Raw genomic sequence first — 16,934 nt, 5'->3', positions numbered from 1 at the left:
TAATTTCAACCGTTACTCAGCGACCAGTGTTTTTGCCCGGTTGTCGGGGTTAATTGAATATTTCCTGTTTAATATCATATTTGCAAATATAATAAAAACACAAACCCTGCCGTAGGAGTTTTGGGTCACTTATTGAAAAAACAGCTCGCTCAAAGCATAATATACTGCCATAAGCCCCGAAAATATAGCACTTGCCAAAAAACGCCACTGCAACGGTATTTTGTTTTGGATCACATAATTGGCCACTATCGATACGGGTATATTGACTATGAACGACCAAAAAGCAATGCCAAGCAAATGCCCCCCTACCAAGTGAGCATTCCCGCTCACCAGCTTGATAAGCACCAGGTGTCGGGCAATCCACAAGGGGTTAAAGTAGAGCAAAGCGAGCGCGGTGCGTTGAAACGACGCCTTCAGGCTGGAATCGTTGCCTACCTTGCGGGCGATCCAACGAAAATAATTAGGAATTTCAAAAGCATACAAAGTTGCCCCCACCAGCATCATCCCCAACAGGCGTAGCCAGGCAAACTCTCCTAAAATAAATGCCGCTATACAATCGCCCAAGGCATACACTATTGCCCCTCGTGCAATGTTTTGAGGGGTATATTCAAATCTTTTTTGCAAGTTATTCATACAAGGCAGTTAACACTTTTTCGGGTGTAAAAGGCGCATCAAATGCAGGGGTTACCTGCGGGTTAAAAGCCCTTACTGCATTCAAAATAGCAAAGTAAGCGCCAATGCCATACATCAACGGAGGCTCCCCCACCGCCTTGGATTTAAAAATGGCCAAATTGCTGCCTTCAGCTGCCAAAAACTCCACCTGTATATCTTTGGGCACTGAGTAAATATCGGGTACTTTGTAAGTAGACAAAGCATTGGACAACAGTTTGCCCTGCTTGTTGTATTCCAGCTCTTCCAGGGTCATCCAACCAATGCCCTGTACCAAACCACCCTCAATTTGTCCTTTGTCAACAATGGTGTTCATGCTTGCCCCAAAGTCGTGTACAATTTTCACAGCGTCAAACTCATAAGTGCCTCTTATACAGTCTACAGTTACTTCAGTTATTGCCGTGCCGTATACATGGTAAGCAAAGGGGTGTCCTTTTTCTTTGCTTTGGTCAAAATGAATGCGTGGCGTAGCGTAGTGTCCTACCTCGCTCAGGCTTACCCTTTTCAGAAACGCCTGCAGTACCAATGTGTTCCAATCAAGTTCGGTTTTTTGCCCTTTGGCGTGCACCCAACCATTGTTAATTGTAACATCTGTGACATTGGCAATGGCCAGCTCTTCTGCGGCTACTACTTTTAGGCGCTCCAGCAATTTGCGACAAGCAATCTCTAATGCTTTCCCGTTCAAGTCGGCGGTAGCACTGGCTGCCGAAGGCGATGTATTTGCCACACGGGTGGTATTGGTAGTTTCGAGTTTGATGCGCTCGTTGGCAATAGAAAAAACCTGGGCGGCTACCTGTAGCATTTTGGTGTTTACTCCCTGCCCCATTTCTACTGCGCCAGTGCTTACGCCTACGCTGCCGTCGTGGTAGATGTGTACCAAAGCCCGCGCCTGATTCATCAAGGTTTTGGTAAAAGAAATACCAAAACAGATAGGCATCAACGCATAACCTTTTTTATAGTGAGCGTTGACAGCGTTAAACGCATTTGTTTGTTGGGCAATATGATCTAAAGCATACTTGCGGGTAGCCGCACTCCACGAACTTACTGCTTCAGGGTTTTCTGCTTTTTGCCCGTAAGGGAAGCTATCTCCTGCTTGTAGCAAGTTTTTTTGTTGAATATCGGCCGCAGGCACCCCCAATGCCTGGGCAGCTTTGGCTATAGCGGCTTCTATCACAAACATCCCCTGTGGTCCGCCAAAGCCCCTAAAAGCAGTATTGGGCGGCAAATTGGTGCGACAACTATAGGCAGTAGCAGTTACATTGGGCACATAGTAGCTATTGGTGCAATGAAAAAGGGTGCGCTCCAGCACTGCGGGCGACAAATCGGCGGCAGCCCCGGCATTTTGGTAAAAAGTAGCTTCATACGCGATGATCTTCAGGTTTGCATCTAGTCCTATCTTAAAATCAGAGGTATAAGGATTGCGCTTGCCCGTCATACGCATGTCGTCCATGCGGTGTAATATATATTTTACCGGACGCTTAAGGTGGTATACCGCCAACGCCACCATTACCGCCCACGGCGTAGCCTGGTCTTCTTTGCCCCCAAAACCGCCCCCCAGTCGGGTTACATCTACCTCTATAGCATGCATAGGCAAACCCAGCACTCTGGCGGCTGTTTTTTGCACCGCAGTGGGTCCCTGGGTCGACGAATGAATTTTAATATTACCATTCTCCGCAGGGCAAGCATACGCCCCTTGGGTTTCTATGTACAAATGTTCTTGTCCATTGGTGCTTGCCTGCCCGCTGTACACATGTGGGCAAGCTTGCCAGGCAGTGGCAGTATCGCCCAGCACAAAAGTACGCGGAGGGGCGATCAATTCTCCCTTTTCTTTTGCTTCACGCGGATCAGTGATTACCGGAAGGGGGGTTATTTCGGCTTCAATCAATTGGGCGGCTTCGCGGGCAATGTCTTCGGTTTGTGCCACGACAAAAGCAATGGGTTGCCCCCAAAAGTGTACCTCCTTATCGGCAAACAAGGGCTCATCGGGAATGATGCCTCCAATCTGGTTTTCGCCTGGTACATCGGCAGCTGTAAACACCGCTACTACCCCCGGCAAGGCTTTGGCTTTGCGCACGTTTATATGCTTGAGGTGTCCGTGGGCTACTGGGGCATCATACACTGCCCCATACAAAGTACCTTGTTGTACAGCAATGTCGTCTACATATATCGACTCTCCCCTTACATGGCCGTGCGAGTCAATGTTTTTCAAGCTTTTGTGGGTTTGTTCCTGCTTCATACTAAATCCTCCAGGGTTAAAGTACCTTCAAAAATGGTGATAAAATGCGCATAAATCAGTTGGCGCAACAATAAGCGTTTGTAGGTAGCCGTACCACGCACATCGCTGATAGGGGCTACCTCATCATTGGCTATTCTAGCTGCTTCTTTTACTACTTCAGCACTCAGGGTTTTGCCCTTCAGGTATTGGGCGGCTTTCGCCAAATAAAGAGGAACAGGGGCTACCCCTCCTGCCGACAAGTGGGCTTCTTTGATCAACATTCCTTCGGTTTTGAGCTGTATTGCCGCGTTTACACTGGCAATGTCAAGGTGAGTACGCTTGCTTACTTTCTCAAAATTGAAAGCTGTATGGGCAGTGGGCAAGTCAAAATAAATACTTATGACATACTCTGTGGGTTGCTTGTCCAGGATTTTGTACCCTTTATAAAAATCGCGCAATGGCACTTCGCGGGTTTGGTCTTGGTGTTTTAACACCAGAGTAGCATTGAGGGCAAGCAAAAAAATGCTCAAATCGCCAATGGGTGAGGCATTGACCAAGTTGCCCGCTATGGTGCCCATGTTGCGTATTTGGGTAGACGATACCAGCTTAAGGTATTGGCTTAGCCGTGGAAAGTGGGCTTGCATTATCTCTGACTGCCAAACATCTGAAACCGAGCTTGCCGCCCCTATATAGCAGCGTTCATGCTTGACCTCAATCTTGTTTAATGCCTCTTGGTCAAACATCAAATATAAGTTTGAACGCATCATTTCTTCAGGCTTTTGCACATACAAATCGGTGCCCCCACCTATGTAGTGCCCATCAAGATCGGTAGATTGTGTGATAGGGGGTTCAGGCAAACTTAAGCCTTGCATGCGGTTGGCAATGTCGGTAAAATAGGCAGGCAGAAAACCTTGCGCCACCAACCAGCCCAAAGACTGACCCGCTGTTTTTGCCTGAAGCTTTTCGTCAATGGTATGAATAGCCCTCTCGATAGATTTATAACCAGTACAACGGCATATATTGCCATCTACTGCTGCCAACGCCTTTGAATAATCTGAAGATTGATGGCTCAGGCAATGGCCACCCAGAGAAACCACAAAACCCGCAGTACAAAAACCACACTGGGTGCCCCCTTCGTCTACCATTGCCTGTTGCACCTGATTGAGCTGTCCCTGGGGTAGATTGAGCCCTTCTACAGTTACTATGTGTTTGCCTTGAGCGTTGCCCAATGGTGTAATGCAGGAGGTCATAGACTGGTAGTGCATACCATCGTTGTGCAGGGTGCCTACCAACACTGTACAAGCCCCGCAATCACCTTCGCGGCAGCCTATCTTGGTACCCGACAGGTGCTGCTGGTAACGGATAAAATCGAGCAATGGAATCCCTACAGCTGCGGGGGTAGCTATAGAGGTGTCGTTTAATATAAATTCTATCATGTAGTATTTTTCTGATCCTGTGTTTTTTGTCAAAAAGGGTTCGGCGCAAAACTTAGGGTGAATGCCCTGGTATAACCTACAAAATTACGTAAAGCAGTCTCTAAATTCAAAAAAATAAAGATTTTTAGTTAAGTGCCCTCATAGGAGCAAAAAGCTTCAAGCGACAAGTCGTCGGTCCTTACACCGAGTCTGTCCCCTAACGAGGATTTTTACCGAATAATGACCTGAGTAATTTAGTTCGAAACTTAAAAGGCAAGTGTTGGTTTGGTTAGTGCTTTAATAGCAACACTTTGGACGACAACTTTGTAGGTCGACAACTCTCTGAAAACCTGACCAGATTTTTTAGCGTTGTCATAGAATCCTGCCAGGTTGAAACTGGTGTGTGTCCATCCAAGCAAATTCAACTTAAACAATTACCTCCCGCGAAGGTCTTACCGCAGGGTGACCTGAGCAATGTTAACCTAAAACTTTGAAAAACGACTGGTGTACAAGTTTTTGGGTAGGTATGTGACTTGGAATGATCAGACTGAAGCCTTAATACCAACACGAGGAGGCTATTTTTGGCTTGCGTTGTCCCTGAAAACCTGATCAGGTTTTTTAGAATCCTGTCAGGTTGGACTAACTACTTTTTTTTTCGCCTCGGTTTGTATCTCCAAATTCAACTTAAACAATTACCTCCCGCGAAGGTCTTACCGCAGGGTGACCTGAGCAATGTTAACCTAAAACTTTGAAAAACGACTGGTGTACAAGTTTTTGGGTAGGTATGTGACTTGGAATGATCAGACTGAAGCCTTAATACCAACACGAGGAGGCTATTTTTGGCTTGCGTTGTCCCTGAAAACCTGATCAGGTTTTTTAGAATCCTGTCAGGTTGGACTAACTACTTTTTTTTTCGCCTCGGTTTGTATCTCCAAATTCAACTTAAACAATTACCTCCCGCGAAGGTCTTACCGCAGGGTGACCTGAGCAATGCTAACCTAAGACTTTGAAAAACGACTGGTGTACAAGTTTTTGGGTAGGTATGTGGCTTGGAATGATCAGACTGAAGCCTTAATGCCAACACGAGGAGGCTATTTTTGGCTTGAGTTGTCCCTGAAAACCTGATCAGGTTTTTTAGAATCCTGTCAGGTTGGACTAACTACTTTTTTTTTCGCCTCGGTTTGTATCTCCAAATTCAACTTAAACAATTACCTCCCGCGAAGGTCTTACCGCAGGGTGACCTGAGCAATGCTAACCTAAGACTTTGAAAAACGACTGGTGTACAAGTTTTTGGGTAGGTATGTGGCTTGGAATGATCAGACTGAAGCCTTAATGCCAACACGAGGAGGCTATTTTTGGCTTGAGTTGTCCCTGAAAACCTGATCAGATTTTTTAGAATCCTATCAGGTTGGACTAACTACTTTTTTTTTTCGCCTCGGTTTGTATCTCCAAATTCAACTTAAACAATTACCTCCCGCGAAGGTCTTACCGCAGGGTGACCTGAGCAATGCTAACCTAAGACTTTGAAAAACGACTGGTGTACAAGTTTTTGGGTAGGTATGTGGCTTGGAATGATCAGACTGAAGCCTTAATGCCAACACGAGGAGGCTATTTTTGGCTTGAGTTGTCCCTGAAAACCTGATCAGATTTTTTAGAATCCTATCAGGTTGGACTAACTACTTTTTTTTTCGCCTCGGTTTGTATCTCCAAATTCAACTTAAACAATTACCTCCCGCGAAGGTCTTACCGCAGGGTGACCTGAGCAATGCTAACCTAAGACTTTGAAAAACGACTGGTGTACAAGTTTTTGGGTAGGTATGTGGCTTGGAATGATCAGACTGAAGCCTTAATGCCAACACGAGGAGGCTATTTTTGGCTTGAGTTGTCCCTGAAAACCTGATCAGATTTTTTAGAATCCTATCAGGTTGGACTAACTACTTTTTTTTTCGCCTTGGTTTGTATCTCCAAATTCAACTTAAACAATTACCTCCCGCGAAGGTCTTACCGCAGGGTGACCTGAGCAATGCTAACCTAAGACTTTGAAAAACGACTGGTGTACAAGTTTTTGGGTAGGTATGTGGCTTGGAATGATCAGACTGAAGCCTTAATGCCAACACGAGGAGGCTATTTTTGGCTTGAGTTGTCCCTGAAAACCTGATCAGATTTTTTAGAATCCTATCAGGTTGGACTAACTACTTTTTTTTTCGCCTTGGTTTGTATCTCTACAACCGAGTTTACGAGTCCTTAGATACCGATGAATGTCGGTGCTCAGCAAAGCTAAATCGCCCCGTCACAGAGCCTGGGAACAATGCTTTTTCAAAGCTTCGATCAGCTCGTCGAGACACGATCTGAGGCGATGACGGTACTACCAAAGAAAAACGCGCCCTCTTATCAAGAAGAAGACGCGTTTTCATTCCAAAAATCAGTTTTTTTACTGAATCACAATCCGTTGCTCTTTCACTCCTCCAGCCCCATCGTTGATGGTCACCTTGATAATGTATATGCCTTTGGGCAATTGCAAATGAGGAAAGGTAACCGGAGCCCCGGCAAAGTCAGCATAGACTTTATTGTACATTTGGGTTCCTTGAATATCCAGTATACTCACCGCTACCTTGTCGCCAGCATCGGCAGGCACCAACACCTGTAGATCTTCAGTTTTGGTGGCAGGGTTGGGGTATACCTCCATCTTGCGTGCCACGGCTACTTTTACCTCTACCATCCGCGAACGACGCGAAGACTCGTGCGCTTGCACCTGACGAATGCGATAATAGTTAAGCCCTATTTCGGGCGATGGGTCTATCATTTCGTACTTCTGGGTACTTTGCTCACTCTCGCTTGCTTTGATTGTACCTATGGTTTTAAAATTTACCCCATCTGTACTTCGCTCTACATTGTATTGCTTGACTTCTTCTTCATTTTGAGCCACCCAATCAAGTTTTACTTGATTGTTTTTGATCAATTTGGCCTCAAACGACAACAAGTTAATGGGCAATGCGGTATAGTTCCAACCAAGGGTAAAAGTTCCGGTACCCAAGCTGGTAAACTCATTAGACACCAGGGTAGCAGCTCCTATACTAAAATTGGTAATGTCGTTTACTCCACCACCTATATTGCTCCAGCGCTCTCCGTTAGTGTCCAAAGTAGGGGTTTCGGCCAACAAACCCTTCGCATTGTTAGTAGCATTGGCTGGTCCAGTCAAACCAGGATCTTTCAATATCCTGAGTTCATCTAGCTGCGACAATAACAAGTCATTGACCATGGTACCCAATGGCAAACCAGGGTTCGCCGCCAACAAAGCTGCTATTTGATCGTCAGCCCGTTCGTTGGCGCCACTAAAGGGCAAACCAATGACAGCCTTGCTAAAGTTTACTTCTGCTCCTAAAACGGTAGGGAAAGCCGAGTTGATATTTGGGTAACGTGCCTGACGGACTTTCCAATGTCTACTGCGTGACAAGTAGTTTATATTATCGCTCGGATCAGGCGGAAACGTTCGTCCATCTACTGCCGCGCTCTCAAACTGCTCTACTATGTACATCACCGATGAAGTAGGCGCATCTGGGGTAGCCGTCAATTGAATATCAAGCCTTACCCCGTTATTATCACCAGGGTATACATCACCCTTGCCTACTGGATATGACTTAGACGTCAAAGAAGAGGCGGAGTTGTATACACTCCCTACTGGTCCGTCTACATAGCCATTTACTCTGGTCCAGGTAGCATTTAGCCCCAGTATTACTTCGGCATTTTCGCTCGAAATCACTTTTTGCTCCCTCAAAGACAGTGCTCCTGCATCTTGAATTTCAATCCGGTTTTTGGTCACCACATTGTTAACAATCTTACTCACCGTCATATTAAAAAACTTCTCAGTTTCGGGAGCTACCAGCCTTACCGTAGGTGCTGAGGTATACCCTGAGCCTGGCGTGTCTAAAGTAATGCCAGTGAGTTGCCCATCGCCATTAATAGTAGCTGTAGCAGTGGCTCCGGTGCCTCCCCCTCCTTCTATCATTACTATAGGAGTCTGGGCATATTTATCGCCAGGGTTGGTAATGGTAAATGTACTACTTACCGCATCGCCAGTGAGCGCTGCGGTAGCGGTGGCCTCCGTACGGTACCCTGTGCCTATAGTTTGAGTAAGGTTAGACCCAAAGTACACGGTACCATTGTCAGGCGAAAACGTTCCTTCGTTTTGCCAGTTACCCCATAGCTCAATCGGGTTGTTTGACGACCTCAACTTGGTATTGGTATTCTTAATTGTCAAGTCGTTTTCTACCCTTATATAAGAGTTCAAGTCAGTGGTACCGTCCTCAATCTCTAAGTTATAAAAAGCATTCAGGTTGGCAGCTGGTATCCCTATCTGAGTGTTAGGGTCAAAACTTACCGACGAGGTAATTGCCTTGATTACCCTTGTAAAAGGTTGATTAAACTTTACTGTACCATTGCCATGTTCAAAAGTCCCCTCATTACTCCAGCTTCCTCCTACGCTGATGGTAGCGGTATTGTTCATTACTTTTACCGTGGCATCTTTCGAAATGGTCAGGTTTTCCAACACCGTCAGCGGTTGATTTACCTCAATAGTAATCGGGTTGCGTTGTGAGCCATCATTGGGTTCGGGCAACAAGGTCTCTATCGTCAAACTTCTACAGGTAATAGGGTTGGTATTAGAGCTTAGGTTCATATCTACCACAAAGTTTGAAGGCGAAATCACATCGGGTGGTCCTTTGAGCAAGTTCCACTGCAAGAACAACAATCGGTGGTCGATAATCACAAAGTCACCTGGTCCGGGTACCCGGTCAGGGCGCCAGTTGGTCGGGTCATTCCAGGCCGTTCCGGCGCCAGTCAATCCTCCATCCCAACGCACTACATTAGGCTCTCTCCACAATATCATACTGTCAGTTTTTATCCCAAAAGGATTGATACCTAAACTATTGTCATTGTTATCAGCAATGGTGTTTTCACTGTCAAAATCCTCCCCTGAAAAAGTACCAATGGCGTCTTTAAATACCACTCGGTTTCGGGGGTCATTAGAGGTTCCAGTCCGCTTTACATTACTTGGTGCGTTGGTAAAAGTCAGAATAGGGTCAGGATTACTTGGGAACACCGCATTATAAATCGTATCTACTGCTGGTGAAGTACTATAGTCATGGGTCACATTGGCGGGTAAGGCATCTGTGGTACTATAGTCATTTGACCCATTGCGGTATACACTGTACTCTTGCGGAAAAGTAATAAACGTACTACCATCTTCGGTAGCATTGGTAAAAATTGCGTCACTAAAAGTTGCTACTGGGTACACCTTAGAAGTAGTAGGTACTATATCAACCAATGTGGTAGGCGTAAGATAAGCAGCGGCTATGGCACTGATAGCGGTAGCTCCTCCCCCACTAAACTCCACAGCAGGAGTTCCGGTATAGCCTGATCCAGGATTCGTTAGTGTCACACTGATCACCCTTCCGCCTATTTCGGCAGTAGCCGTGGCTCCGGTACCACCTCCACCAGAGATGGTAATGGTAGGGGCTGAGGTATAACCCGACCCATAGTTTACCATTCCTATACTTACTACTTTGCCTCCAATTACTACTGCCTCGGCAGTAGCACCAGTACCGCCTCCTCCTGTAAAGGTAATAGTAGGCGGAGCTCCATAACCCGAGCCTCCATTGTTAATGACCACATTGGTTACTTCACCACTTGAAATAGCAGCCGTAGCCGTGGCTCCGGTACCGCCTCCACCAGTAATGGTTACTGTGGGGGTTGCTGTATAGTTTTTACCCCCATCCAATACCAGCACCCTATCAATGGTAGTAGCTCCAAGTATTGCTTGCCCTTCGGCACCACGTCCAGTAGCATCTTTTATAATCACAAAAGGGGTATTTGTATATCCAGTGCCATTGTTAGTTACAGTAAAACTACTGATACTACCAATGGTAGCTGCGCTTGCAGTAGCTGTAACTGCATCGCCCACTCCTCCTGGAAAGCTTACTGGCGCATCGGGTGCACCCAGTGTAATTGTAGGTGCAGCAGTGTAACCATCACCAGGATTGGTCAAGCTAATAGAAGTTACACTTAGCGTAGCTTTTGCCGTAGCAGCTACGGTAGGGGTTCCCCCTGTAAAAATCAAGTCAAAACCACCCGTGTAGTTAGTACCAGGGTTCGACATTATTCCACGAGTCACCTTTAGTTTGGCTTCGCCAATGGCGTTGGTCAGACCAGCCGGGGTGCCTATGATTACCCTGGTCAAGTCAGAGTAAGTATTGTTACCAGTACTGGTAATGTTAATTGCAGTCACCACTCCATTGACTATAGTGGCGGTTCCGGTAGCGCCAGTTCCGGTACCATTAGGGTCTACAAAAGTAACCGAAGGAGCCGAAGTATAACCTGAGCCACCCGAAGTAATGGTCACCCCGGTAATAGTACCCCCCGCCACTGTTGCGTCAGCGTTGGCAGCAGGAGAAGCAATGTATACCAAAGGAGCTTTTTCGTAACCCGACCCCTCAGAACCTATAGTAAGGGCAGTAACTGTTCCTGAGATTACGGGGGTCAGCTCAGTAGTTACCCCTTCTATAGTAGTAGGATCATCAAGAGCAATGGTAGGCGTGCTGTTATACCCTGACCCTCCGCTGGTAATGTCTACCTCGGTTATGCTCAATGTAGCGTCTGCACTGGCACCGCTGCCATCACCCGAAAGGGTAATCGTGGGTATAGAGGTATAACCTGAACCACTATTGGTAAACGTAAGCCCGGTAATGCTTCCGGCACTTATTATAGTATAGGTAGCAGTGGCACCTGACCCTCCCCCTCCATTGGTAGCAAAATCAAGGGTTAATACATCGGCACTGGCATACCCTGTTCCTTCATTGGTAATTTCTATTTCATAAATTTCTCCATTCAATACACTGGCAGTGGCAGTAGCACCTGTACCTGATCCTCCGCTAATCAATACCTCAAAGGTACCATTGCCGCTTGACAGATAACTGGTTCCTCCTGCGGTTACTGTCATTTCGGTAAGCGAGCCTGCCGATATATTTACAGTGGCAGTAGCAGTAGTTCCTCCTCCGCCTGGGGCACTGATAGTAGCCGTGGCCGAAGAATAACCCGACCCTCCTACCAGGTTTGTAATACCAGTAACACTTCCTTTCAGAGTTACTGCCAATCCGGTGCCATTGGTGGCGGTATTGTCTATAGTAGCCGTAGGAAAAGTGGCATAACCTGCTCCTGCATTGTCTATGCTTATTGCCGTGACCGACCCGGTAATGGTGGCTGTAGCAGTACCTGCTACCAAGGTAGCCCCCGAAACATCTACCAAAGATACTTCAGGTGCAGTAGTATATCCACTACCCGCATTGGTAATATTTAGCACATCCAAACTTCCGGTCACTTTGCCTACTGCACTTACGCCTGCACCATTTGTAAAAGCCACGGTGGGCATTTCGCTATAACCACCGCCAGGGTTGGTAATATATATGCCTGTTACACCACCTGCAATGCTTGCTGTAGCAGTAGCCGGGGTAGTAGCTGCTCCAGTAATGGTTACCGTGGGGTTGGTCAAGTAGCCCAATCCACCATCGGCCAAGTCTATTTTAGTAATACTAGTGGCTACTGTGGCACTGGCGGTAGCCCCCAAACCACCACCTCCAGCTATAGTTACATCTGGCGAATTAGAGTAGTTTTCTCCTCCTCCACCTTGTACTATAGTACCAGGGCTCAATATTTTGGCGTTGGCATCTATGTTTACCCCGTCTTTGTCCATGTACTCCAGCAAAAAGTAACGGGCTTTGAGGGTACCATCTACATCAAACTTATAAGTACCAGAACTAGAAGGGTCATGAGTAAGCTTGGTATACTCTGAGAAAGACCCCATCAATTGCATAAAACCTCCGTCTTGTATGTGCAACTTTCCGCCTGATTTTACCTGAATCTGAGTGGCGGTTCCTGTAATCAACTGCCCTTTGTTGCGGATGATCATATCGGCACTGATGATTTTTTTACCTCCTACAACCTCTAAAATACGGTTTTCATCTATTTCTATGCCGTTGAGTGACTCCAGGTCATCTGTGACCTGGTATACCACATCACTGGGTTCGTTTTTGGCTTTTTCGCCTTTGATATCTTTGTTTGAGGTGGTTCCAAAGGGGTTGGTATCACTGCCATGTCCCACTTTACCACTTTTGTAAATTTTCTTGTTAAAGTAGATGTTGCTAAACTTCAACCCACTGGTTTTGATCGTACGGGTAGTATTATCGCTGGGCGTAAAAATCAATGCTGCTGTACTTGTACCACCATCGTCGTTGGTTCCACCAGATATGTTCAGGTTTCCCTGAATGTTTACCGGAGACTTGATAAACTTGAAATGCCCACTCGTTTGAATAAAATCACCCATCACCAACATAGGTGTAGACGATACCAAGGCTACTTCACCCGATTGTAACACAAAATCTTTGCGTACTACCAAGGTGTTTTTGTTGGCACCACTTATCCCTCCAATTCCCTGTATACGGGCACTACCAGAGGCTTTATTGATGGTCAGGTTATAAAAAGAGTTGGTTCCTATGCGTATTTCCTGCGATGAAGTTCCATTGAAAATAAAATGCGAAGTTTGTGGGTAAAAATAAGCAAACTGAGTAAAAAGGTCTCTACCCACTTGTACAGTTGCTTGTCCTCCATAAATGCGTCCATCGCGACTATAAGAAGAGTTTTGAATTTCTCCTTTTACTATCATTGTGTGGGGGGTGGTATTGTCAAAGTATAATACCCTTCTACTTTGGCGGGTCACCCCATTGTTGGCTCCATTATGATGTACATAAATACTTCCATCCAAAGTATAGTCTCCATCTACATAACAACTTCGGGTAGCTCTTGCCAAAATATAAGCAGTATAATCTTCGTTTCCGGCGGTTCCGGGCACTACCCCAGTAGGTAAAGGTTCCCATACAAGGTCGTTGAGCGACCACACATTGGATACACCTAAGGCATCAGCAGACGACCAAAGTGCCGCGTGGTATAGATAAGTGTTTGAGCCATTGGGCAAAGTAGGGTTGCTTCCATAATAACTGTCATAAGGGTCATTACTAATATAAGTGGCACTACCTGCTCCCGATGCACCATAACTACCCGATTTTCCTTTAGAGCCAGTATCCCATTGTTGGTCATAACCTCTGGCTACAGGTGGTCCCCACCAATACACAGGCGTAGGGCTTACCCATACTACCTTATCATCAGCCGATCCACCATCTTTGCTTTCTCCATTTACTCCTCCGGCTTGTCCCGAAGAGTTTTGTACTGTGATAACCAATCCACTGGTATTGTTGTTGACAATATTTCTGGCAGTATTCCCTCCATTACCTCCAAAACCTGTGTTTAAAATCCTCATTTTCTGCCCGGTATTAATGGTCAGGTGGGCGCCACTTCCCCCCATTCCGGCAAAGCCACAATAGCTAAAGCTACTATAGTCAGCATCGTAAGTAGTAGGGTTTTCGTTAGAGAAGGTAGGGTTGTTCATGTCTACCAACTCAAGTTCTCCTGTAAGTACGTTTTCTTTGAAATGAAGCAATGACGCGTTAAAGTAAGTTTTAAATCCCCCTACACTATTATTACCTCCCGCACTGCCGCTGGCATCTGTGGCATAGTTGGTGCCACTTAACCCAAAGTCGTTGGAACGCCCAGCTTGCTGTTGAATAAATGTATTGACTACTGCCGCCTTGCCTCCTCCATATACACCTACTCTGTAATAGGTACCTACCCTACCATCACGAATTAAGATATTGGTATTATTGGCAGTACCCATGATTTTGAGTAAACCACCTTCACGCACCCGCATAATAGTACCTCGGTGTTGCTTACCTGTGTTCATTTTTATCACCGATCCGGCAGGCGCATTCAATGTTCCATAAATATTAATTTCGTCACCATTGGCATTGGTTTGCCCATGATATTGGTTAGCTTCCGAACGGTCGCCAAAAAGAAAGGTACGCCCATTGACATCAAAAATACCTGACAACAAACGTAAATCGCCAAAAATACGCAAGTTAGAACTGGCGTTGATGGATACTTTTTTATCAGCAGCTTTATTAATAATTACTTCTGGAAAAGCAATGCCTATGCCCTCGGTAGGGTTGTCGTTATAGTCACGAAGCCAGAAAGTAGTCCCTACTCCGTTGATTCCACGAATGTCTTGATCTCCTACCCCATTAAACACTACAGTAGGTCTTCTGTCTTGACGAGAGCTCACTCTCGATCCATTGATATAAAAACCATTGCGAACCCCATTGCTACCCGATGGCTCTACAATGTTTAAGTCCTCAAAGTTGCCCCCCAAATGCATACAAATAGACCGGGGGTCGCTCGAACCTCCAGTCAGGTCAAGGCTAGACCCCGTATAAGTACCTGTACCTACATTGGCATTGGCAATAAATATTTTACCTCTTACGTTAATGTCTGAAGCCGGAATATCCCAATTCCAGTTATCTACTCCGTTAAAGGTGCTTGCCCCCAGATTGAACCCTCCGGCGGTCACGTTTTTTACTATCAAGGCACCTCCATTAATGGTTACATTTCCCGAACCACCAATTGTTAACCCAGTACCCGCGTTGTCCATTACTCCTACCAAAATAGGAAAGCTGGCGTGGTTACTCACCGTAGGATCAGCCGCAGCCGTATTCAAAGGGTCATTTTTTATTTTGCTAATGATGAGGTTGTCTATAGCTCCATAAGTATAATAATGAGTAAAGTTCATGTAAGGTGCTACATTCGCCTGAGCAGTAGATATGCGGTTGGTGAGGTGGTTTCCATTAATGATGGAACTTTCTTTACCTCTGAAGTCAAAAGTAAGGGTTCGCCCAGTGATTAGGGCTTGCTTGGTAATGTTACCATTGATGGTGAGGTCCCGACTTACCTGAATGCTGTTGTCACTGTTATACACTACCAAATGCCCCCCTGCCTGAAGGTCAAAGTTGCCTTCTACTTGAGTAACAAAAGCTTCGGAAAGGTAAACCCCTCCACTAGCAATAATAAAGTCTCCGTCGGAAGTACCATTTACGTCTTTTACATACAGCGATTTAGTATCGTTGTTGTTGTTCAAACTAGCTTGATTGTATAATCCACCGTTCAAAGTGATTTTTTTACAAGTAGGGCGGGTAACAGCTTCAAAGTTGCCTGCGCATGGGGCATTGCCCACGGTAGGGCTTGCCGGGGTAGTAGTTTTGTCGATACAATAATTGGTGTAGTCTTCCGGAATCCAACACACAGGTGTTCCAGCCGGAATTATCACCTCGGTGTTTTCGTCTGGTATCCCATTATCAGGTACCGCAGGATTTGTAGGGTCGGCTCCTGCTCCACCCACAGTCCAAGACCAGTTAGCAGGATCAAGCCAATTAAACTCTTTGAGGTCAGAATAAAAACCTCCTGATGTTGACCCAGCAGAGGGTGGGTTCCAGGTAGCAACAGTTTGTGCTTGGGTAGTCAATGCACAAGCCAGTACAAACACCCAGCTTACAAGAAGTACGTTCGTAATTTTTGACATGAAATTAATAATAGTTAAAGTATCCTATATTTAAACTTATGTAAAATGTAGTAGTAGTATGTTAATTTGTACAGGCGTGGTTAGTATTTTATATGGTATTATATAAACATCCAGTGTTTATATAATTATTTATAAATGCGTGATTAATAAGTTGTAGGTAGGGTAGTGTTTGTTACTGTATACGGTTTTCAGCCAAAATGTATTCAAAATGGTAATATCACACGTGAAAGGTTTAAGCCTATTTTCAAAACCGAAGCTGTGTTTTAACAGGGAAAAACATATTTTTTCGTGCCAAAACAGTTCAAAATTGGCTTTTAAGTTATTATCACGCCATTTTACCCCAATTAAACATAAATAGTCAAAATATTTAACTACTGATTTTGATGTAAGTTTTTGTAACAAAAAAATGCTGAAATGTAAATATTATAAGGATATACTCGCTTGTAAGGCATCAAATTCATTGATTTTTCATAGCTTGCCAAAAGTTAAAGGTTAGGATTTGATTATATGAAAATATGTTCATATATTTGCGTTACAATATCAAGGCATCTATAGTAAGGTAATTAAATTTAGAAAAAGTATGACAACAACTAAACGTAACATCAGCGCAGAAAAACTGGAACGAGTAGCCGAAGTGCTCAAAACAATTGCCCACCCGGTAAGGTTAAGCATTTTGGAAGTATTACAAAACCACGGCAGGTTAACAGTTTCAGACTTAAAGGAAAAAACCCAAACTGAACAATCGTTACTGTCACATCATTTGATTAAAATGAAGGATAAAGGAGTGCTGAGAGCCAATCGGGAAGGTAAAAATATTTACTATGCACTGGTTGATGATCACATTACCAATATTTTTGATTGTATGGAGAAGTGTAGTTTTATATAAAAGCTCCCCTACTTTTTGCAAAAACTTTCGGATAAAGCGTTGCAAGCTTTTGCTCACCCTATATCCGAGTTTTTTTTAGAAAAACAAAACAATAAATTAACATATATTCATTTGATGAGGCAAAATTAGATTTATCATTGTTTTTTTGAAGTAACACTGAATTACACCGTATTTTTGTAACGATGATATTTTTAGACAATGGCTAGTAAATCCTTGTCCTACATCAATCAATTAGTT

General features: G+C 44.9%; 5 protein-coding genes. 1 reads left to right on the top strand and 4 read right to left on the bottom strand.

Features of this window, described 5'->3' with window-relative positions:
• Positions 1–129: 129 nt before the first annotated feature.
• The 4 genes from M23134_RS29440 to M23134_RS29425 all read right to left on the bottom strand — a co-directional run bounded on the left by M23134_RS29440 (position 130) and on the right by M23134_RS29425 (position 15,811).
• A complete protein-coding gene (locus M23134_RS29440; RefSeq protein ID WP_002702686.1) occupies positions 130–633 on the bottom strand; it encodes a hypothetical protein in 504 nt (167 codons plus the stop codon).
• Positions 626–2,905, bottom strand: coding sequence for a xanthine dehydrogenase molybdopterin binding subunit (locus M23134_RS29435; RefSeq protein WP_002702684.1), 2,280 nt, complete (start codon positions 2,903–2,905; stop codon positions 626–628). Before M23134_RS29435 ends, M23134_RS29440 begins: the two co-directional genes overlap by 8 nt.
• Positions 2,902–4,320 (bottom strand): FAD binding domain-containing protein, encoded by a 1,419-nt coding sequence (locus tag M23134_RS29430; protein WP_002702682.1) that lies wholly within the window; start codon positions 4,318–4,320, stop codon positions 2,902–2,904. Before M23134_RS29430 ends, M23134_RS29435 begins: the two co-directional genes overlap by 4 nt.
• Positions 4,321–6,730: 2,410 nt before the next feature.
• Complete coding sequence (locus tag M23134_RS29425; RefSeq protein WP_045114587.1) at positions 6,731–15,811, bottom strand: T9SS type A sorting domain-containing protein; 9,081 nt, start codon at positions 15,809–15,811, stop codon at positions 6,731–6,733.
• A gap of 580 nt (positions 15,812–16,391) precedes the next feature.
• Between M23134_RS29425 and M23134_RS29420 the strand changes: the two genes are divergently transcribed.
• Positions 16,392–16,697, top strand: a complete 306-nt coding sequence (locus M23134_RS29420) for an ArsR/SmtB family transcription factor (protein ID WP_002702678.1) — start codon at positions 16,392–16,394, stop codon at positions 16,695–16,697.
• Positions 16,698–16,934 lie beyond the last annotated feature (237 nt).

This window comes from Microscilla marina ATCC 23134 (assembly GCF_000169175.1).
Lineage (GTDB): Bacteria > Bacteroidota > Bacteroidia > Cytophagales > Microscillaceae > Microscilla > Microscilla marina.
The sequence above is the reverse complement of the archived record's forward strand: the minus strand, read 5'-3'. Positions and strand labels throughout refer to the sequence as shown.

What these genes read in the sequence shown, in the direction of transcription:
- M23134_RS29420 (WP_002702678.1), top strand. Translation starts at nt 16,392, where the DNA reads ATGACAACAACTAAACGTAACATCAGCGCAGAAAAACTGGAACGAGTA.
- M23134_RS29440 (WP_002702686.1), bottom strand. Translation starts at nt 633, where the DNA reads ATGAATAACTTGCAAAAAAGATTTGAATATACCCCTCAAAACATTGCA.
- M23134_RS29435 (WP_002702684.1), bottom strand. Translation starts at nt 2,905, where the DNA reads ATGAAGCAGGAACAAACCCACAAAAGCTTGAAAAACATTGACTCGCAC.
- M23134_RS29430 (WP_002702682.1), bottom strand. Translation starts at nt 4,320, where the DNA reads ATGATAGAATTTATATTAAACGACACCTCTATAGCTACCCCCGCAGCT.
- M23134_RS29425 (WP_045114587.1), bottom strand. Translation starts at nt 15,811, where the DNA reads ATGTCAAAAATTACGAACGTACTTCTTGTAAGCTGGGTGTTTGTACTG.